At 45.6% G+C, this 21,183-nt stretch carries 17 protein-coding genes; 13 read left to right on the forward strand and 4 right to left on the reverse strand.

What is annotated here, in order from left to right; translation table 11 throughout:
- Nucleotides 1-27: 27 nt before the first annotated feature.
- Nucleotides 28-1,104 (reverse strand): scyllo-inositol 2-dehydrogenase, encoded by a 1,077-nt coding sequence (gene iolW / locus BLL41_RS08005; RefSeq protein WP_071577437.1) that lies wholly within the window; start codon nucleotides 1,102-1,104, stop codon nucleotides 28-30.
- Nucleotides 1,105-1,231: 127 nt separating this feature from the next.
- On the opposite strand from iolW, the gene csoR reads away from it, so the two are divergent.
- From csoR to BLL41_RS08060, 11 genes are all read left to right on the forward strand, one after another.
- Nucleotides 1,232-1,537 (forward strand): copper-sensing transcriptional repressor CsoR, encoded by a 306-nt coding sequence (gene csoR / locus BLL41_RS08010; protein WP_003228404.1) that lies wholly within the window; start codon nucleotides 1,232-1,234, stop codon nucleotides 1,535-1,537.
- Nucleotides 1,538-1,610: 73 nt separating this feature from the next.
- On the forward strand, nucleotides 1,611-1,820 hold the full coding sequence (gene copZ, locus BLL41_RS08015; protein WP_071577438.1) for a copper chaperone CopZ: 210 nt from the start codon (nucleotides 1,611-1,613) through the stop codon (nucleotides 1,818-1,820).
- A gap of 83 nt (nucleotides 1,821-1,903) precedes the next feature.
- Nucleotides 1,904-4,315 carry a copper-exporting P-type ATPase CopA gene (gene copA / locus BLL41_RS08020; protein ID WP_071577439.1) on the forward strand — a complete coding sequence of 804 codons (2,412 nt, stop codon included), beginning with the start codon at nucleotides 1,904-1,906 and terminating at the stop codon, nucleotides 4,313-4,315.
- Nucleotides 4,316-4,474: 159 nt separating this feature from the next.
- Complete coding sequence (locus BLL41_RS08025; protein ID WP_141770193.1) at nucleotides 4,475-6,583, forward strand: heavy metal translocating P-type ATPase; 2,109 nt, start codon at nucleotides 4,475-4,477, stop codon at nucleotides 6,581-6,583.
- A gap of 118 nt (nucleotides 6,584-6,701) precedes the next feature.
- The gene (bdbD, locus tag BLL41_RS08030) at nucleotides 6,702-7,370 is read left to right on the forward strand and encodes a disulfide bond formation protein BdbD (protein WP_071577441.1); all 669 of its coding nucleotides are present in this window, start codon (nucleotides 6,702-6,704) and stop codon (nucleotides 7,368-7,370) included.
- A 4-nt stretch (nucleotides 7,371-7,374) separates the two neighbouring features.
- Nucleotides 7,375-7,791: a disulfide oxidoreductase gene (locus BLL41_RS08035; RefSeq protein ID WP_071577442.1), complete on the forward strand. Its 417-nt coding sequence runs from the start codon at nucleotides 7,375-7,377 to the stop codon at nucleotides 7,789-7,791.
- 183 nt (nucleotides 7,792-7,974) lie between these two features.
- On the forward strand, nucleotides 7,975-8,583 hold the full coding sequence (locus BLL41_RS08040; RefSeq protein WP_071577443.1) for a trimeric intracellular cation channel family protein: 609 nt from the start codon (nucleotides 7,975-7,977) through the stop codon (nucleotides 8,581-8,583).
- A gap of 192 nt (nucleotides 8,584-8,775) precedes the next feature.
- On the forward strand, nucleotides 8,776-11,100 hold the full coding sequence (gene helD / locus BLL41_RS08045; RefSeq protein WP_071577444.1) for a DNA helicase IV: 2,325 nt from the start codon (nucleotides 8,776-8,778) through the stop codon (nucleotides 11,098-11,100).
- A 170-nt stretch (nucleotides 11,101-11,270) separates the two neighbouring features.
- Entirely contained in the window at nucleotides 11,271-13,088 is a 1,818-nt protein-coding gene (locus tag BLL41_RS08050; protein ID WP_071577445.1) for an assimilatory sulfite reductase (NADPH) flavoprotein subunit, read from the forward strand.
- Between the two features lie 25 nt (nucleotides 13,089-13,113).
- Nucleotides 13,114-14,829, forward strand: a complete 1,716-nt coding sequence (gene cysI, locus BLL41_RS08055) for an assimilatory sulfite reductase (NADPH) hemoprotein subunit (RefSeq protein ID WP_071577446.1) — start codon at nucleotides 13,114-13,116, stop codon at nucleotides 14,827-14,829.
- 243 nt (nucleotides 14,830-15,072) lie between these two features.
- Entirely contained in the window at nucleotides 15,073-17,085 is a 2,013-nt protein-coding gene (locus tag BLL41_RS08060) for a Na+/H+ antiporter (RefSeq protein ID WP_014665376.1), read from the forward strand.
- A 46-nt stretch (nucleotides 17,086-17,131) separates the two neighbouring features.
- Here the strand turns inward: BLL41_RS08060 and yvgO are convergent, their stop codons facing one another.
- Entirely contained in the window at nucleotides 17,132-17,617 is a 486-nt protein-coding gene (gene yvgO / locus BLL41_RS08065; protein ID WP_014665375.1) for a stress response protein YvgO, read from the reverse strand.
- Nucleotides 17,618-17,839: 222 nt separating this feature from the next.
- Here yvgO and pgoN point away from each other — a divergent pair, with 222 nt between their 5' ends.
- Nucleotides 17,840-18,670, forward strand: a complete 831-nt coding sequence (gene pgoN, locus BLL41_RS08070) for a glyoxal/methylglyoxal reductase (protein ID WP_069150310.1) — start codon at nucleotides 17,840-17,842, stop codon at nucleotides 18,668-18,670.
- A 29-nt stretch (nucleotides 18,671-18,699) separates the two neighbouring features.
- Here pgoN and modB read toward each other — a convergent pair whose 3' ends face one another.
- Both modB and modA read right to left on the reverse strand, forming a co-directional pair.
- The gene (gene modB / locus BLL41_RS08075; RefSeq protein WP_014906541.1) at nucleotides 18,700-19,392 is read right to left on the reverse strand and encodes a molybdate ABC transporter permease subunit; all 693 of its coding nucleotides are present in this window, start codon (nucleotides 19,390-19,392) and stop codon (nucleotides 18,700-18,702) included.
- A complete protein-coding gene (modA, locus tag BLL41_RS08080) occupies nucleotides 19,364-20,146 on the reverse strand; it encodes a molybdate ABC transporter substrate-binding protein (RefSeq protein WP_071577447.1) in 783 nt (260 codons plus the stop codon). Before modA ends, modB begins: the two co-directional genes overlap by 29 nt.
- Before the next feature lie 110 nt (nucleotides 20,147-20,256).
- Between modA and BLL41_RS08085 the strand changes: the two genes are divergently transcribed.
- A complete protein-coding gene (locus tag BLL41_RS08085; RefSeq protein ID WP_071577570.1) occupies nucleotides 20,257-21,183 on the forward strand; it encodes a substrate-binding domain-containing protein in 927 nt (308 codons plus the stop codon).

The raw sequence follows: 21,183 nt of genomic DNA on the forward strand, positions 1-21,183 counted from the left end.
CCTCCCCCAATAAGGGGAGGCTTTTGTTTATTTCTCCAGCATAATGGTGCGTTTCTCTTTACTGCTTTTCATCGCAGCTTCAATGATGCGGATGACATCAATACCTTCCTCAGCAGTGACTGGGAGCGCAGCACCTTCTCGTATGCTTTCCGCTATTTTTCGGTAATAAGTAAGATAGGAGCCATTTACTGATGGAACGGTTTCTGTTTTTTTGTCGGAGCCATGAACGGTTGTAAGCTGTCCGTAAAACTCCGGATCATCCGCACCCCAGCTGTCACCCTCTGGTTTTCTTCCCGCTCTGAGTGCGTCTTCCTGCCCGTCGATTCCATATTTGATAAAGCTGGAATTCTTTCCATGGATTTGATAACGGGGACCGTTTGCAGGAACAATTGATCCTCCGTATAGAATGGCTTGAAGCTTGCCGTAATCCAGGATTAAATGAAAATAGTCAACCGTTTCAGCATTTTCCCGCTGAGCCATTACGTTTGCAGTCACGGCTTCAGGCATCCCAAACAAATGCAGGGCTTGGTCTATAATGTGGGAGCCGAGATCATACAGCGTACCAGTGGCAGCACCTTCTTTTTCCCGCCAACGCGCTTGAACTTCAGGTCTGTAGCGGTCATAGGATACTTGATATGTATTGATATCTTCAAGGGATCCCTCAGAGATCAGCTTTTTAATCGTTAAAAAGTCGTTATCCCAGCGCCGATTATGATATACGCTTAACAATACGCCTTTTTCATAGGCAGCCCTTTTTAATCTTTCCCCCTCTTCGGCCGTCGCTGTCATAGGTTTTTCCATCACAACATGTTTTCCGGCCTGTATGCATGCCATAGCATGCTCGTAATGAAGGCCGCTCGGTGTGGTGACAATGACGAGCTCAATGGAAGGGTCATTTGTGATTTCCTCAAGCTCATGCACAACTTCAGCATCGGGAAAATCCCGTTTTACTTCTTCCGTCCGTGATGTCATGATTTTGCTGATGTGATACTCATCGAGAACAGCCAGCAGCGGCCCGTGAAAAACAGAACCGGACAATCCGTATCCTAATATTCCAACCTTTATCGTATCCACTTTTCTTCTCCCCTTTAAAAGCGTTTTCAACAGAAGTATATACCCTCCTGATCAAATGGTAAAACCTAACTGATTCATTTTTTGCGTCGGCATGCTTAGACAACCGTTTGGACAATCAGTATAATGGGAATTAATATCATTAAACAGAGGTGTACGCATGGAAAAGCATAACGAACATAAAACATTAAACCATAAAAGCTCGAAAGAAAAGGATCAAATCACAAACCGGCTGAAGCGGATTGAGGGCCAAGTCAGAGGCATTCAAAACATGGTGGAAAACGATAGATATTGTGTAGATATTCTTGTGCAGATTTCAGCTGTTCAGGCGGCAATGAAAAATGTGGCGCTTCATTTGCTTGAGGATCATGCCCATCATTGTGTAGCGGATGCTATCAAAAGCGGAGACGGGGAACAAGCCATTTCTGAGCTTTTGGATGTATTTAAAAAGTTCACAAAATCATAAAGCGTTTTTTATTGTAATACCCTACGGGGGTATGGTAGGATGAAAACAGAAAGAATAAACAGGAGGAATTCATATGGAACAAAAAACATTGCAAGTTGAAGGAATGTCTTGTCAGCACTGTGTCAAAGCAGTAGAAACAAGCGTAGGAGAACTGGACGGCGTCAGTGCTGTTCATGTCAATTTGGAAGCGGGTAAAGTCGAAGTTTCGTTTGATGCTGACAAAGTATCCGTCAAAGACATTGCGGATGCGATAGAAGATCAGGGTTATGATGTAGCCGATTGATTCAAGATATCGCGCCTTTATGGAGGTGCGATATTTCTTTCATTTTTATATACCCCCCGGGTGTATATAAAGGAGTGAGTATATTGAGTGAACAAAAGGAAGTCGCAATGCAGGTCTCTGGTATGACCTGTGCGGCATGTGCTGCCAGAATTGAAAAAGGCCTGAAGCGGATGCCCGGTGTCACGGATGCCAATGTCAATCTGGCAACGGAAACCTCTAATGTAATCTACGATCCTGCTGAAACAGGGGCTGCAGCGATTCAGGAAAAAATAGAGAAGCTGGGCTATCACGTCGTTACAGAAAAAGCTGAATTCGATATTGAAGGCATGACCTGTGCGGCCTGCGCCAATCGGATTGAAAAGCGGCTTAACAAAATAGAAGGCGTCGCAAACGCTCCTGTAAACTTCGCTTTAGAAACAGTTACAGTCGAATACAATCCAAAAGAAGCGTCCGTCGGCGATCTGAAAGAAGCGGTAGATAAGCTTGGATATAAGCTAAAGCTGAAGGATGATCAGGACAGTGAAGCAGCTGCTGCAAAAAAGAAAGATGAACGGAAGCAAACAGCGAGACTGATCTTTTCAGCAGTCCTGTCGTTCCCATTGCTTTGGGCGATGGTGAGCCATTTTACATTTACATCATTCATTTGGGTGCCGGACATATTCCTCAATCCATGGATGCAGTTTGCGCTGGCGACACCAGTCCAGTTTCTGATCGGCTGGCCGTTTTATGCGGGTGCGTATAAGGCACTCAGAAATAAAAGCGCCAATATGGATGTATTGGTCGCACTTGGAACGACTGCTGCTTACGCCTATAGTCTATATCTTACTTTTCAAAGCCTTGGTTCCCACGGACATACAGACGGCCTTTACTATGAAACAAGTGCGATTTTGCTGACACTGATTTTATTAGGCAAGTTGTTTGAAACAAAAGCAAAGGGCCGTTCCTCGGATGCGATTAAAAAGCTGATGAAGCTTCAAGCGAAAACAGCGACTGTCGTAAGAGACGGAAAGGAGCAAATCGTCCCGATCGCCGAAGTGCTCGTTAATGACATTGTTTACGTCAAACCTGGCGAACGAATTCCTGTCGACGGAGAAGTGATTGAAGGCCGCTCAGCGGTTGACGAATCGATGATTACTGGAGAAAGTCTTCCTGTTGATAAAAATCCTGGCGACAGTGTGACTGGTTCAACCGTTAACGCAAACGGCTTCCTGAAAATTAAAGCTGTCAACGTCGGAAAGGATACTGCGCTTTCTCATATCATCAAAATTGTTGAGGAAGCACAAGGGTCAAAAGCGCCGATCCAGCGTCTCGCTGACCAGATTTCAGGCATTTTTGTGCCGATTGTATTGGGGATTGCCGTTCTCACTTTTCTCATTTGGTATCTTTGGGCGGCTCCTGGCGATTTTGCTGAAGCGATCAGCAAGTTCATTGCAGTTCTTGTCATTGCTTGTCCTTGCGCCCTCGGTCTTGCCACTCCGACGAGCATAATGGCTGGATCTGGACGCGCTGCTGAATTCGGCATTTTATTTAAAGGCGGCGAGCATTTAGAAAAAACACATCGTCTCGATACCATTGTTCTTGATAAAACCGGAACCGTGACAAACGGGAAGCCGCGTCTGACGGATGCCATTCCATTCGGCCGTTTTGAAGAAACAGATTTGCTTCAATTTGCAGCGGCAGCGGAAACGGGATCGGAGCATCCGCTCGGCGAAGCAATTGTTGCTGGCGTGAAAGAAAAAGGGCTAGAGATACCGAAGCTAACCCGTTTTGAAGCGAAAGTCGGCGCAGGCATTTTGGCTGAAGCCGGAGGAAAAAGCATTCTCGTCGGCACAAGAAAGTTAATGGAGAGCGAACAGGTTGAGCATGGGGCTCTTCTCGCCCAAATGGAAGAGCTTGAGGCCGAAGGGAAAACAGTTATGCTTGTATCCATTGATGGAGAAGCAGCGGGGTTAGTAGCGGTTGCAGATACGATTAAGGACACGTCGCGGAAGGCTGTTGCCCGTCTGAAAGAGTTGGGGCTTGATGTCATCATGATGACAGGAGACAATCGCAGAACCGCAGAAGCCATTGCGAAGGAAGCGGGAATTACGAATATCATTGCGGAAGTCCTTCCCGAACAAAAGGCGGCAGAAATTGCCCGCCTGCAAAAAGAAGGCCGTCAGACGGCCATGGTAGGCGACGGAATTAACGATGCGCCGGCGCTTGCCACAGCTGATATCGGCATGGCGATTGGAACCGGCACGGACATTGCCATGGAAACAGCCGACATAACGCTGATTCGCGGCGATTTAAACAGCATTGCCGACGCAATCCGCATGAGCAGACTGACAATGAAAAACATTAAACAAAACTTATTCTGGGCGCTTGGCTATAACAGCCTCGGCATCCCAATCGCAGCACTTGGATTTTTAGCACCGTGGATAGCAGGAGCAGCAATGGCATTCAGCTCCGTTTCCGTTGTTCTGAATGCTCTTCGTCTGCAAAAAGTAAAATGAAAAACCGGCTATATGCCGGTTTTTGTTTTTCATTGACACTTTCTTGGAAAACAACATATAATAGGTGTAATAATTATATGAGTATATGCTCATATATGTATAATAAGTACAATGCTCATTGATACGCTTTGAAGAGGGAACCCTAAATCGGAAGGTAAGGTGAGACTAGTGAAACAGGAATACGTTCTGGACGGTTTGGATTGCAGCAATTGTGCCCGAAAAATCGAAAATGGAGTCAAAGGCATAAAAGGAATTGACGGATGCGCGGTAAATTTTGCGGCAAGCACCTTAACTGTCTCGGCCGATGGGAAAGAAGAGCAATGGGTCACAAATAAAATAGAGAAAAAAGTGAAATCAATCGATCCGCATGTAACGGTTCGCCAAAAGCATAAAAAGAAATCAGCGGATGACGGCTATCGTAATCGAATGGTCAATATGCTGATCAGAATGGCGGCGGCTGTCATTCTCGGCGCAGCGGCATATTTGGTTCATTCCGGAACCATTGAATTTTTCCTATTTCTTGCTGCTTATTTGATCATTGGCGGTGACATTGTCATCCGCGCAGTCAAAAACATCATCCGCGGCCAGGTGTTTGACGAACATTTCTTAATGGCCCTTGCCACAATTGGTGCTTTTCTGATTCAGCAATACCCTGAGGGAGTCGCCGTTATGCTGTTTTATCAAATAGGTGAGCTTTTTCAAGGAGCCGCAGTCAGCCGGTCCAGAAAATCAATTAGTGCGTTAATGGACATACGGCCTGATTACGCCAATGTGAAAACAAAGAACGGCATTGAACAGATTTCCCCGGAGGATGTTCAGACAGGGGATATCATTGTGGTTAATCCGGGAGAAAGCATACCCCTGGACGGTAAGGTCGTGCAAGGGTCAGCGATGGTTGATACATCTGCGTTGACAGGTGAGTCCGTTCCGAGAAAAGCTGCGGAAGGACAAGAGGTAATGTCAGGCTTTATCAATCAAAACGGCGTTCTGCATATTGAAGTCACAAAGGGCTATCAGGAATCAGCAGTATCAAAAATATTAGACCTGGTTCAGAATGCGAGCAGCCGCAAAGCCCGGACAGAAAACTTTATCACGAAGTTTGCTAAGTATTATACACCCGCTGTTGTCATTATCGCGGTATTGCTGGCCTTTGTACCGCCGCTTGTTGTTTCTGGCGCCGCGCTTTCCGATTGGGTGTACCGCGCGCTTATCTTTTTAGTGATTTCTTGTCCTTGTGCGCTTGTTGTCTCTATTCCGCTCGGTTTCTTCGGAGGAATCGGAGCGGCCTCAAAGGCTGGAGTGCTTGTAAAGGGAAGCAATTATTTAGAAGCCTTGAATCAAGTTAAATACGCGGTGTTTGATAAAACGGGAACATTAACAAAAGGCAGCTTTGAAGTGACAGAAATCAAGCCTTCGGAAGGATTTACAAAGGACAGCTTACTTGAAGCGGCGGCATACGCTGAGCTTCATTCACAGCATCCGATTGCTGAATCTGTGCGTAAAGCTTACGGGAAAATGCTTTCCTCCGATGAGATTGAGTCATACGAAGAAATCTCCGGCCACGGCATTTTTGCAAAGATAAATGGAACTGAGTTCCTTGCCGGGAATAAAAAACTCATGGAAAGAGAACAAATTGAGGATGTCCCGGATGAAAAAGCCGGAACAATCGTACACGTTGCCGTTGATCAACGATATGCCGGAGCAATCATCATAGCGGATGAAGTGAAGGAAGACGCAGCACAAGCGGTTGCTGATCTGAAGTCGCTTGGGATCAAACAGACAGCTATGCTGACGGGTGATTCGAAACAAACGGGGGAAGCCGTCGGAAAACAGCTTGGCATCGATGAGGTATATGCAGAGCTGCTCCCGCAGGATAAAGTCGCGCAGGTCGAAGCATTGGAAGCCAAGCTTTTGCCTAATGAAAAACTCATTTTTGTCGGTGACGGCATCAATGATACACCAGTGCTTGCCCGCGCAGATATAGGGGCCGCGATGGGAGGCCTTGGCTCAGACGCCGCGGTAGAAGCCGCAGACATCGTGCTGATGACAGATCAGCCGTCAAAAATAGCGGAAGCGATTCGGATTGCGAAACGGACACGGCGAATCGTGTGGCAAAACATTGGCTTTGCTTTAGGCGTGAAAGCGATCTTTCTCATACTTGGTGCATTTGGAATTGCGACTATGTGGGAAGCGGTTTTCTCCGATGTCGGCGTTACGCTGCTGGCTGTGGCGAACGCCATGCGTGTCATGCGTCTTCAAAACAAATAAATTGTCGGAGAGAATTCATTTTTCGGGGTTTTCTTATCTGCGCTTGTCTTGTTAAAATAAAGAAGTGGGTCAATTGCGATCCGCTTCTTTTTTAATTTTAAAACGATGAGGTGTCGGAGTGAAAAAGAAACAGCAGTCTTCTGCGAAATTCGCGGTCATCCTTACGGTTGTGGTTGTTGCATTGCTAGCAGCCATTGTCATCATTAATAACAAAACGGAACAAGGCGATGAAGCGGTTTCCGGACAGCCGTCTATTAAGGGCCAGCCTGTGCTTGGCAAGGACGATGCACCGGTAACTGTAGTAGAATTCGGAGATTACAAATGTCCGTCTTGCAAGGTGTTTAACAGTGACATCTTTCCAAAAATACAAAAAGACTTTATTGATAAGGGCGATGTGAAATTTTCTTTTGTGAACGTCATGTTCCATGGCAAAGGTTCAAGATTAGCCGCTCTTGCATCGGAAGAAGTATGGAAGGAAGATCCTGACTCTTTCTGGGAATTCCATGAAAAGCTGTTCGAAAAACAGCCGGATACAGAACAGGAATGGGTAACCCCAGGCGTTCTCGGTGATCTTGCAAAAAGCACCACAAAGATAAAACCTGAGACACTCAAGGAAAACCTTGATAAGGAAACATTCGCTTCTCAAGTGGAAAAGGATTCTGACCTTAATCAAAAAATGAACATAAACGCAACACCGACGATTTACGTCAATGATAAAGTAATTAAGAAATTTATGGATTATGATGAAATCAAAGAAACGATAGAAAAAGAGCTGAAAGGGAAGTAACGATATGAAAAATAGAATCGTATTTTTATATGCTTCCTGGGTTGTGGCTCTTGTCGCTATGCTGGGCAGCCTGTATTTTAGTGAAATCAGAAAGTTCATTCCGTGTGAACTGTGCTGGTTCCAGCGTATCCTCATGTATCCGCTTGTCCTGATTTTAGGCATTGCCACCTTTCAAGGGGACACACGCGTGAAAAAATATGTGCTTCCGATGGCGATGATCGGGGCATTTATTTCGATCATGCATTACTTAGAGCAAAAAGTGCCCGGCTTTAGCGGCATTAAGCCGTGTGTAAGCGGTGTGCCGTGCTCAGGCCAATATATTAACTGGTTTGGTTTTATTACGATTCCATTCCTGGCCTTGATTGCTTTTATCCTGATTATCGTTTTTATGTGCCTGCTGAAGGGCGAAAAATCTGAATAACCCAAAAGCGCCTCGTATGCCGGGGCGCTTTTTATTTCGCAAACTCATATCCATCAGCAATGGCTGTATTCCCTCTAAATTTATCTTTTTTTCTCATAAAAATGTTATTGATTTTACGCTTGAGCGATTATAAAATCTAGAGGTCGTCAGAAAATTTAACAAACATAAAAGGGAGTCATCAGAATGGCTTGGGAGCTGCTCAGTGTGATTGGCATCATTGCGTTTGCAGTCAGCGGCGCAATTGTTGCGATGGAAGAGGAATACGATATTTTAGGAGTTTATATATTAGGGATCGTCACAGCTTTTGGAGGAGGAGCGATCCGCAATTTGCTGATCGGTGTTCCGGTGTCAGCGCTATGGGAGCAGGGAGCGTACTTTCAAATCGCGCTTTTATCTATTACAATTGTGTTTCTGTTTCCGAAGCTGCTGCTGAAGCATTGGAATAAGTGGGGCAATTTGTCAGATGCGATCGGCCTCGCAGCCTTTGCTATCCAAGGCGCACTGTATGCCGTCAAAATGGGCCATCCGCTTAGTGCCGTGATTGTGGCTGCGGTGCTGACGGGAAGCGGGGGCGGAATCATCCGCGACCTTCTTGCCGGGCGCAAACCGCTTGTGCTGAAGGCGGAAATTTACGCGGTCTGGGCGGCTCTCGGCGGCTTAATCGTCGGATTGGGCTGGCTGGGGAACTCGCTGGGCTTGTACGTTCTGTTTTTTGTGCTCGTTGTTTGCCGGGTTTGTTCCTATATGTTTAATTGGAAGCTGCCAAACCGTTCTTTTCGCTTAGATAATTAATAGCAAAAAAACCGATTTCGATGTGAAATCGGTTTTTTTTCATATAAATAACCCAAATCTTGATTGATTTTGGGTAAATGTGATAAGATGAATTGTATTTGCCAGTTTTCATCATATATTTTATATATGTATCCAATTATATTTTACAGTAGTTCATCTATGTTTGTCAACTATTTTCTGGAGGTGCCGTTCATGAATCAGAAGGATAAGGAATGGAAGAAAGAGCAGTCAAGAATAGATGAGGTGCTGCAGGAACTCGGAAAAAAAGAGCGGTTTCTGGAAACGTCTGCGGGCGGGTTGAAGCATGATATCATCGGATTAAGAAAAAGCTTTTGGGAGGATGTGAAGGTTAATTTTGATGATGCCCATGAAGCGGTTGAAACGATGGCGAGCATTAAGCAGCAGGCAGAGCTGCTGTCTGATCGGGAACGGAATCATCGACGCATGGCCCAGCAGCTCAAACGAATTCAACAATTAAAAAAATCGCCTTATTTCGGACGGGTTGATTTTATTGAAAACGGCGAGGAGCAGGCAGAGCGAATTTATATCGGTTTAGCTTCCTGTTTGGATGAGAAGGAGGAATGCTTTCTGATCTATGACTGGAGGGCGCCGATATCAAGTATGTACTACAATTATTCCCCAGGAAAAGCGGAGTACGAGGTGTCCGGTGAAACGATAGAAGGGGAAATGGTGCTGAAACGACAGTTTATGATCAAAAACGGCGATCTCAAGGCGATGTTTAATACCGATATGACGATTGGCGATGAAATGCTGCAAGAGGTATTAAGCCATCATTCCGATACCCAAATGAAAAACATCGTGTCTACGATTCAGAAAGAACAAAATCAGATTATCCGTAATGAAAAAAGCAAATTCCTGATCGTGCAGGGAGCGGCTGGGAGCGGAAAAACTTCGGCAGCGCTTCAGCGTGTCGCTTATTTGTTATACAGGCACCGCGGCGTCATTGATGCCGGACAAATCGTTTTGTTTTCTCCTAACTTCTTATTTAACAGCTATGTCTCCTCTGTTTTGCCTGAGTTAGGAGAAGAGAATATGGAGCAGGCGACGTTTCAGGAATATATCGAACATCGGCTTGGCCGCAGGTTTCAATGTGAAAGCCCCTTTGATCAGCTTGAATATTGCCTGACTGAAACAAAGGAAAACGATTTTCCAACAAGGCTTGCGAGTATCAAATGGAAAGCGGGTTTATCTTTTCAGCAATTCATTGATGAATACGTCACACGGCTTTCCTCTGAAGGGATGATTTTTAAAAATATTGTCTTCCGTAGCCAAAAGCTGATTACAAAGGAACAAATTCAATCCTATTTTTACTCATTGGACCAAAATCACTCGATTCCAAACCGGATGGAACAAACCGCGAAGTGGCTGCTGAGTGAGCTTAACAAGCTTGAGAAAAAGGAACGGCGAAAGGATTGGGTCGTTCATGAAGCTGAGCTGCTCGACAAAGAGGACTACTTGGATGTGTACAAGAAACTGCAGGAAAGGAAACGGTTCAGCGAGAGTACGTTTAACGATTATCAAAGAGAGCAGCAGCTGCTTGCCGCCATCATTGTGAAAAAAGCTTTCAAACCGCTCAAACAAGCGGTCAGACTCCTCGCATTTCTTGATGTGAACCAACTGTATCTGCAATTGTTTTCCGGGTGGGGAGGGAAATCCCAGCATGAGAAGACAGCAGCGATAGGAGAGCTGACCCGTTCGGCATTTATGGAAAATAAATTGCTCTATGAGGACGCGGCACCGTTTCTTTATATGCAGGATCTGATTGAGGGCAGAAAGAAAAATACGAAGATCAAACATCTATTTATTGACGAAGCCCAGGACTATTCACCGCTGCAGATGGCTTACATGAGAAGCATTTTTCCGGCTGCCAGCATGACTGTACTCGGTGACATCAATCAGTCTATCTACGCGCATGCCATACATGGGGACCAGCGTATGGATGCGTGCTTTGAAGATGAGCCTGCGGAGTATGTTCGTTTAAAGAGAACATACAGATCCACAAGGCAAATTGTCGAGTTTACAAAAGCGATGCTTCAAGATGGGGCGGATATTGAGCCGTTTAACAGAAACGGGGAAATGCCACTCGTTGTCAAAACTGAAGGACATGAGCACCTTTGCCAAAAGCTCGCGCAAGAAATTGAACGGCTCAAGAAAAAAGGGCACGAAACAATAGCCGTCATCTGCAAGACTGCGCAGCAATGCATACAGGCGCACGCCCACATGAGTGAATATACAGATGTTCGCCTGATTCATAAAGAAAATCAACCATTCCAAAAGGGTGTTTGCGTGATCCCGGTATATTTAGCGAAGGGAATTGAATTTGACGCAGTACTTGTCTATGATGCATCTGAAGAACACTATCATACAGAGCACGACCGCAGGCTTTTATATACTGCGTGCACCCGTGCGATGCACATGCTGACGATATTTTATACAGGTGAAGCCAGTCCGTTTGTAACCGCTGTGCCGCCTCACTTATATCAGATTGCTGAATGAAGAGAAGGGAGTCCTTCTCTTTTTTCTATTTACATGAAGCATAGCCGTTTTATCATTAGGATTCTTAATAGTTATCATCATGTAAATATATTTTACTTAAGCCTAGTATTCCGGTAAAGTTCAATTAGATGCAATTTTCGATCAGTTTATAACTTTGTGAGGTGGATACGTTGCAACTTCAGGTAATGAACAGTCCGTTTAATCAGGAGCAGGCAGAGCTCCTTAACCGCCTTCTGCCGACCTTGACCGAATCCCAGAAAATCTGGCTGAGCGGATATTTATCAGCGCAATCTGTTTCCGCCCAAGAAACTGCGGGTGCGCCGGCGGCAGCTGTGTCTGCGGAAGCTCCGGCACCGGCCGTTTCAAAAGAAGTGACCGTTCTTTATGGTTCACAAACAGGAAACGCACAGGGGCTTGCAGAAAATGCCGGCAAGCAGCTTGAACAGAGCGGTTTTCAAGTGACCGTCTCATCCATGAGCGATTTTAAGCCGAATCAGCTGAAGAAGGTAACCAATCTTTTAATCGTCGTCAGTACACACGGTGAAGGCGAGCCGCCTGATAACGCGTTGTCGTTTCACGAATTTCTGCATGGAAGACGGGCGCCTAAGCTTGAAGATCTGCGATTTTCCGTTTTGGCGCTTGGTGATAGTTCGTACGAATTTTTCTGCCAGACAGGGAAAGAATTTGATCAGCGCTTAGAAGAACTCGGAGGAAAACGGATTTCTCCGCGCGTTGATTGCGATCTTGACTATGATGAACCAGCAGCCGAATGGCTTGAGAGTGTATTGAAGGGATTAAATGAAGCTGGGGGCGGAAGCGCCGCACCTGCGCCGGCGGCTGCGTCTCAAACGGGTGAGTCTTCGTATTCCAGAACAAACCCGTTTCGGGCTGAAGTGTTAGAAAATTTGAATTTGAACGGCAGAGGATCAAATAAAGAAACACGTCATGTGGAGCTGTCTCTTGAAGGATCTGGCCTGACTTACGAGCCTGGTGACAGTCTCGGCGTCTATCCGGAAAACGATCCGGAGCTTGTCGAGCTGCTCCTTAAGGAAATGAATTGGGACCCGGAAGAAATTGTGACGCTTAATAAGCAAGGTGATGTCCGTCCGCTGAAGGAAGCGCTGATTTCTCACTATGAGATTACCGTTCTCACAAAACCGCTTCTTGAACAAGCAGCCCAACTGACGGGAAGTGAGGAGCTTAGAGAGCTTTTAGCCCCGGGAAATGAGGAAAATGTAAAAGCTTATATTGAAGGACGCGATTTGCTTGATCTCGTCCGTGATTATGGCCCATTCAGTGTATCTCCGCAGCAGTTTGTCTCGATTTTGCGAAAAATGCCTGCCCGCCTTTATTCGATTGCAAGCAGTTTATCCGCAAATCCGGATGAAGTGCATGTAACAATCGGCGCAGTTCGCTACGATGCGCACGGCCGTGAACGAAAAGGCGTCTGCTCAATTTTATGTGCGGAACGTCTGCAGCCGGGGGACACACTGCCTGTTTATGTACAGCACAACCAAAACTTTAAGCTTCCGAAAGATCCTGAAACACCAATTATCATGGTCGGCCCCGGGACAGGCGTCGCGCCTTTCCGTTCCTTTATGCAGGAGCGCGAGGAGACGGGAGCAGAAGGAAAAGCATGGATGTTCTTTGGCGATCAGCACTTTGTCACGGATTTCCTTTACCAGACAGAGTGGCAGAATTGGCTCAAAGACGGTGTGCTGACAAAAATGGATGTGGCGTTCTCGCGTGATACGGAAGAAAAAGTATATGTGCAGCACCGCATGCTTGAACAGAGCGCAGAGTTGTTCGAATGGCTTCAAGAAGGAGCGGCTGTTTACATTTGCGGAGATGAAAAGCACATGGCGCATGACGTCCATAACACATTACTTGAGATTATCGAAAAAGAAGGCAATATGAGCCGCGAAGAAGCGGAAGCTTATCTTGCCGATATGCAGCAGCAAAAACGCTACCAGCGTGATGTATACTGATTTGACATGAAAGGAGTTTTTCAACATGGTGACCAAAATCTTAAAAGCACCGGACGGCTCTCCAAGTGATGTTGAACGCATTAAAAGAGAAAGTGACTATTTGCGCGGCACACTGAAAGAAGTGATGCTCGATCGGATCAGTGCCGGAATTCCGGATGATGACAACCGCCTGATGAAGCACCACGGCAGTTATTTGCAGGATGACCGCGATCTCCGCAATGAACGCCAAAAGCAAAAGCTTGAACCCGCATATCAGTTTATGCTGCGCGTGCGTATGCCAGGGGGCGTTTCAACGCCTGAGCAATGGCTTGTCATGGATGACCTTTCTCAGAAATACGGGAACGGCACATTAAAACTGACGACACGTGAAACGTTCCAAATGCACGGGATTTTGAAATGGAACATGAAGAAAACCATCCAGACGATCCACTCAGCGCTTTTGGATACGATCGCAGCCTGCGGAGACGTAAACCGTAACGTCATGTGCGCATCAAATCCTTATCAGTCTGAAATCCATTCAGAGGTATACGAGTGGTCTAAAAAATTAAGTGATGATCTGCTGCCGCGGACGAGAGCCTATCATGAAATTTGGCTTGATGAGGAAAGAGTGGCCGGCACGCCGGATGAAGAAGTCGAGCCAATGTACGGACCGCTCTATCTGCCGCGGAAGTTTAAAATCGGTATTGCCGTTCCGCCGTCTAATGATATTGACGTCTTTTCACAAGATCTCGGATTCATTGCGATTGTCGAAGATGGCAAGCTGATCGGTTTTAATGTGGCGATCGGCGGCGGTATGGGAATGACGCATGGCGACACAGCCACATACCCGCAATTAGCCAAGGTCATCGGATTCTGCCGGCCCGATCAAATGTATGACGTTGCTGAAAAAACAATTACGATTCAGCGTGATTACGGAAACCGTTCTGTCCGCAAAAATGCGCGGTTCAAATACACAGTTGACCGCCTCGGTTTAGAAAACGTAAAAGAAGAATTGGAAAACCGTCTCGGCTGGAGCCTGGAAGAAGCGAAGCCATATCATTTCGATCATAACGGCGACCGTTACGGCTGGGTGGAAGGCATCGAGGATAAATGGCATTTCACGCTGTTTGTCGAAGGCGGCCGTATAACGGATTACGATGATTATAAGCTGATGACAGGCTTACGGGAAATCGCCAAAGTTCACACAGGCGAGTTCCGTCTGACGGCCAATCAAAACCTGATTATCGCGAACGTTTCAAGCGAGAAAAAAGATGAAATCAGTGCGTTAATCGAGCAATACGGACTAACTGACGGCAAGCATCATTCAGCACTCCGCCGCAGCTCGATGGCTTGCGTCGCTCTTCCAACCTGCGGATTGGCAATGGCGGAAGCAGAACGTTATTTGCCAACCCTTTTAGATAAGGTTGAAGAGATTATTGACGAAAACGGCCTTCGTGATCAGGAAATCACCATTCGCATGACAGGATGCCCGAACGGCTGTGCACGCCACGCACTCGGTGAGATTGGATTTATCGGAAAGGCGCCGGGCAAATATAATATGTATCTTGGCGCTGCGTTTGACGGAAGCCGTTTAAGCAAAATGTACCGTGAAAACATCGGTGAAGCAGACATTTTAAGCGAGCTTCGCGTCCTTCTTTCCCGCTATGCGAAAGAACGTGAGGAAGGCGAGCATTTCGGTGACTTTGTCATCCGCGCCGGCATTATTAAAGCAACAACTGACGGTACGAATTTTCATGATTGAGAAAGAAAGACGAGAGACGGGGAATAGCTTCCTGTCTCTTTTTTTGCAATTTGCTCTGATGCAAAAAAGTTCACTGTGAGCATATCATGAGAAAAAATACCCTAAAAAGGGTACTATAAAAAGAAGACAGTGTGGAGCAAACTCCTGCGAAACCACATATCGGATGCAAGGCCAGCCTGGCTCAGCGACTTTTAGACAAGACTCACCATGCACAAAAGACAACAGACGAAGGAGGTCATGCATTTGGACATATTTTTAGTTGTGCTCGTTTTATTAACGATTATTGCGATTTCTAATATCGTGAACCGATTTATTCCGTTTATTCCGGTGCCGCTGATTCAAGTGGCTCTTGGGATTCTTGCCGCCTCATTTCCACAGGGACTTCATTTTGAATTAAACACCGAATTGTTTTTTGTTCTGTTTATCGCGCCTCTGCTATTTAATGATGGAAAGAGGACGCCGCGGGCGGAGCTTTGGAATTTAAGAGCTCCGATTTTATTGCTTGCACTCGGCCTAGTGTTTGCGACTGTGATTGTAGGCGGCTATACGATTCACTGGATGATTCCTGATATTCCGCTGGCAGCGGCCTTTGGACTTGCGGCCATTCTTTCACCGACTGATGTCGTCGCTGTCAGCGCATTATCAGGAAGAGTGAAAATGCCAAAAGGGATTCTTCGCCTGCTTGAAGGTGAGGGGCTGATGAATGACGCATCAGGCCTTGTAGCCTTTAAGTTTGCGATTGCAGCGGCAGTGACTGGTGCATTTTCATTAGCGCAAGCGGCTGTCAGTTTTGTCTTTATCTCTCTTGGAGGCTTGCTGTGCGGGGTAGTCATTTCATTTTTGATTATTCGTTTTCGCCTATTTCTGCGCCGCCTTGGCATGCAGGATGTCACGATGCATATGCTGATTCAAATTCTGACGCCGTTTGTGATTTATTTGGCCGCTGAAGAAATCGGCGTTTCCGGCATTTTAGCTGTTGTGGCGGGAGGGATCACTCATGCGGTTGAACAGGATCGTCTGGAATCAACGATGATCAAGCTGCAAATCGTCTCCTCAAGTACGTGGAACATTATTTTATTTATTTTGAACGGCCTGGTCTTTGTTATTCTCGGCACGCAAATCCCAGATGTGATTTCTGTTATCTTTAACGACACCGCCATCAGCAACATGAAGGTGATCGGCTATATCCTAGTCATCACATTTACGTTAATGCTCCTCAGATTCCTGTGGGTGCTGTTCTTTTGGAACGGCAAATGGTTCTTTAATAAAGATCAAAACATCTATAAACCGGGTCTTCGTTCGACACTGTTAATTTCGATTTCCGGTGTGCGCGGAGCAGTAACGCTTGCGGGTTCTTTCTCCATTCCGTATTTCCTGGAGGACGGCACGCCGTTTCCGGAAAGAAATCTGATTCTCTTTTTAGCAGCCGGCGTCATTTTATGCACGCTTGTCATTGCCACCGTAGTGCTGCCGGTTCTGACTGAAAAAGAAGAAGAGGACGAGGAACGAAATAAGAAGCTGCTGACGGCGAGACGCAAGTTGATCAAAACAGCCCTCCAAACGATAAAGGAGGACATGAACGATACAAACAAAACGGCCTCTCTTGCGGTTATAGCTGAATACAATGAGAAAATGAAAAACCTTCGTTTTCAGCAGTATACCTCATCTAATCGTATCAAAAAGCATGAGCGGAAGGTCCGTGCGCAAGGGGTTAAGGCTGAGCAAGAGGCACTGATGAAAATGCTGGAGCGGGGAGACATCCCGGAAGAAACAGCAAATGTGCTGCAAGAACGATTTAACGAGTTGGAAATTTTGTATGCCAACCCGTTTAAGGTCGGGTTATCAAAAACAAGGCTCAAGAGGCTGATGTATTGGATTTTCTTCGGTGAACATAAAAAGCCGGAGATGTCGATATTAAATGAAGCGGGATTGATACGGGCAACAAGAGTAAAAACGGCAAAAGCAGCGATAGAATATTTGGAAAAACATAAGACGGAAGAACATAAGGAAGTGTTTTTATCTGTCATTACCTTCTATAAACAGTTAATTTTCAGGCTGGAAAACAGCCATCATGAGTTAAAATCAAGCGCCCATTTTGAAAATCAAAAACTGGAAGTGAAGCTGAAGGCTGTGCAGGCGATCAGAAATGAAATTCAAACGCTGTTCGAAGAAAGAGAAATTTCCCGGGACATCTCCCATGAGCTTCGCCAATACATTAATGATGTTGAAGCCGCCATGCTTGAAGGCGGCGAATAAATGCAGCAAAAAAGCTGGTGCGTGAGAGCGCCAGCTTTTTTCTATATTAAGGGCGATGAAATTCGACAGTGCTGCCATCCCGGTCGAACCAGCCTCTGAAGGCCCAGTTAATCCAGCCGCCATCGCCCTTATTTGTAAATGTTCCGTCTTCAAATACCCAAATGCCATACGTAATGCCGTCATAAACGGCTGAGCCATAAAATTGCACACCGTTCAAATGATCTTCATATTCCTGGCTTAAATTAAATACCATGACGTTATATTTTTGGCCGGACGCGTAGAAGGAAGACTCCATGAGATTTTTCACAAATCCATCCCGATTCTGTGCGGATTTAATGGCATCAGCGATCTGGTTGGCAATTCCAAGTACATCTAGGTTGACGTTTAAACCTACATCAGCGGCAGTTGTTCCGGCAGTTGTTGTCTGCGAGATCTTCGGAGCAGGATTTTCTTCAGCGGAAGCAAAGGACAAAGGGGCAATTGTCAAAGCGGCACCAAGAGCAAGTGTCATTGGGATACGAATACGTTTCAAGTTGTTTCCTCCTTTGTTTTCATTTGGTTACACTAAACGCATTCCCTGCTCCATGTATTTGTAATCTCAATATTGTTAAAACAGGAAAAAAATAGTGTTTTGTTTTGCCTTTGCTGTGAAAAAAGAAGCAAAAAGAGGGTCTTAAGCGTATGATTGGTATCGGCTGAGAGGAATGTGAGATAATATAGACGCTTACATTTCAGTGAAAGGGTGGATGTTCAAGTGCCAACAAGTTTAAAAGATACGGTAAAGTTACATAACGGAGTTGAAATGCCTTGGTTCGGTCTAGGTGTTTTTAAAGTGGAAAATGGTAGTGAAGCGACCGAATCAGTGAAAGCGGCAATTAAAAACGGCTACCGCAGCATTGATACAGCAGCGATCTACAAAAATGAAGAAGGTGTTGGCATCGGGATTAAAGAATCCGGTGTGGCAAGAGAAGAGCTCTTCATCACATCAAAAGTGTGGAATGAAGATCAAGGCTATGAAACAACGCTTGCTGCCTTTGAAAAAAGCCTGGAAAGACTGCAGCTTGATTATTTAGATTTATATTTGATCCATTGGCCTGGCAAAGATAAATTTAAAGATACATGGCGCGCGCTTGAAAAGCTGTACAAAGACGGCAAAATTCGCGCGATCGGTGTCAGCAACTTCCAAGTTCATCATTTAGAAGAGCTGTTAAAAGATGCTGAAATCAAACCTATGGTGAACCAAGTTGAATTTCACCCTCGTTTGACGCAAAAAGAATTAAGAGACTATTGTAAAAAACAAGGCATTCAGCTGGAAGCGTGGTCTCCGCTCATGCAGGGACAGCTTTTGGATAACGAGGTGCTGACACAGATTGCTGAAAAACACAATAAATCTGTAGCTCAAGTGATTTTGCGCTGGGATCTGCAGCATGAAGTTGTAACCATTCCAAAATCCATTAAAGAACACCGTATCATCGAAAACGCTGATATTTTTGATTTCGAATTGTCTCAAGAAGACATGGACAAAATTGACGCATTAAACAAAGATGAGCGTGTCGGCCCAAATCCTGATGAGCTTCTGTTTTAATCAAAAAGCTCCCCGTTACGGGGAGTTTTTTAGTGCGTTTTTTTCTGTTGAATGAAAAACAGCATCAAAAAGGAAATGACAACAATACAGACGACCCATGCCCAGGCAAGGGTATTGTTTCCTGAATCCAATGCGACATATATGGCCGTCGGCAGTGTTTGTGTAACACCGGGGATGTTCCCGGCAAACATGAGTGTTGCGCCGAACTCTCCAAGCGCCCGCGCTAGGCTCAGGATGCTTCCGGTTAGCAATGAAGGATAGGCAAGCGGGACGGAGATATGGATAAAGACCTTCCATCTGCTTGCGCCGTCTACCATTGCCGCGCCTTGTATATCGGGGTCAATGTCAGCAAATCCGGTTTTGGCTGATTGATACATGAGCGGAAAGGCCACAACAGCCGAGGCGATCACAGCGGCCCACCAGGTGAAAATGACAGGCTGCTGGAAGATCCACTCGATGGCTTGTCCGATGAAGCTATGCTTTCCGAAAATGACGATCAAAATAAAACCGACAACAGTAGGCGGAAGAACGAGAGGAAGCATAAAACATGTTTCGAGCGCCGTTTTTCCGAAAAATGATGCCCGTGACATCCATGCTCCAGCAAGTGTTCCGAGAATAATGACAACAATTCCGGCAACTGCCGCCACCTGAAAGGAAAGCACAACGGGTGTGAAAAATTCTGAAGCGCTTATGCTACTCGGCAGTAAAGCCATATTTCTCAAATACTTTCATTGCTTCATCAGATTGCAGGTATTCGTAAAATTCCTTCGCTTCCTTACGGTGTTTTGTATCTTTTACGATTCCTAACGGATAGACAATCGGGCTGTGTGTATCTGCTTTTGCCTCGTCAATGATTTTGACCTTTTTTGAGACCAAGGCATCTGTTTTATAAACAATACCTGCGTCTACATTGCCGGTTTCCACATAAGAAAGAACTTGGCGAACGTCTTTTCCATACACAATTTTATCCTTCACTTTGTCCCATAAAGACAGCTTTGTCAGTGATTCTTTCCCATAAGCTCCTGCCGGTACGGATTCCGGAGTGCCAAGTGCGATTTTTTCTGATTCAGCCAGATTGCTGAAGCTTGTCACAGGTGAATCTCCGTTTTTCGGTACGACCAGCACAATTTCATTACCGACTAAATCAGTGCTGTCTTTTTTTGCGATATCCCCATCATCCACCAGCTTTTTAAATTTGTCCTCAGCAGCTGAGAAGAACAGATCTGCTCCTGCTCCTTGAGAAATCTGTTTTTGCAAGGCGCCGGATGAGCCATAGTTATCTTGGATGGTAATGTTTTGATGTTCTTTTTCATAGTTTTTTTGGATTTCCTCAAGTGCATCCTGTGCGCTTGCGGCAGCTGAGATCGTTAATGTTACTTTTTTCTCGCTGTCCGTTGAAGACTGGTTTGAAGAACAGCCTGCTGCAAGAAGAAAAGCGGTTAAGGCTGCGATTAAAATAGAATACTTCTTAAACATGATTGCACCCCTTATGATTAGTTATATCTAATTATAACTGATTATGTTTGGTTTATGTGGGTTTTTTTACATTCAGCGAAAAGGTATAATAAAATAGGAGAGTGATGATGATGAATGAAACCTCTTCCTATACGATAGAAGAAGTTGCAGGTCTGCTGAAGGTATCAAAGCTGACCGTTTATGATTTGATTAAAAAAGGCGTGCTGCCTGCTTACCGTGTCGGAAGGCAGATGCGTGTGGATGAAGAAGATTTAAAGCAATATAAGACGAATATGAGAATGTCTCAGCCCATCGCTGCAACAGAAGCGCCGAAACAGGTGCAGGAGGCTGAGCCGGACGGCAGACCGAATGTCATGATCAGCGGACAGGACATTTCGATGGATCTTCTCAGCAAGCATTTAGAGAATGCCATTCAAGAGACGCCGCTCCGTAAATACAAAGGAAGCTTAAACAGCCTGATTGATATGTATCAAGGCAAGTGTGACATTGTCAGCCTCCATTTGTACGATGCTGAAACGGGCCAGTATAATGCGCCTTATGTGAAACGGATTTTGTCAGGTGAACCGTTTTGTCTCATCAATGTCGTTCTCCGCAAAGCAGGACTGTATGTGCAAAAAGGGAATCCGAAGAACATTCAAGGCTGGAAAGACTTGAAAAGAGCTGATATCCGGATCATCAACAGGGAAAAGGGTTCTGGCGCAAGGGTGCTCCTTGATGAACAGCTTGGCTTGCTTGGTGTGAATCCGGCTGATGTAAAGGGATACGGCGATATTGTGACCGATCATTACGCTGCCGCTTCACAAGTTTCAAGCGGACAGGCTGACGCGGGAATCGGAGCGCAGCACGCGGCACATATGGGACGTGTTGATTTTATCCCGCTCATCGACGAACAATATGATATCGTCGTTTTGAAAAAAAATGAGCAGCTGCTCAAAGCCGTGAAGGAGATTTTGAATTCTGAGGACTACAAGGCGAATCTGTCTCATTTAAACGGCTATGAAACGAAGCTGACTGGCAAGGTGATGTTGGAAACGTAA

This window comes from Bacillus sp. FMQ74 (assembly GCF_001875785.1).
GTDB lineage: Bacteria > Bacillota > Bacilli > Bacillales > Bacillaceae > Bacillus > Bacillus stercoris.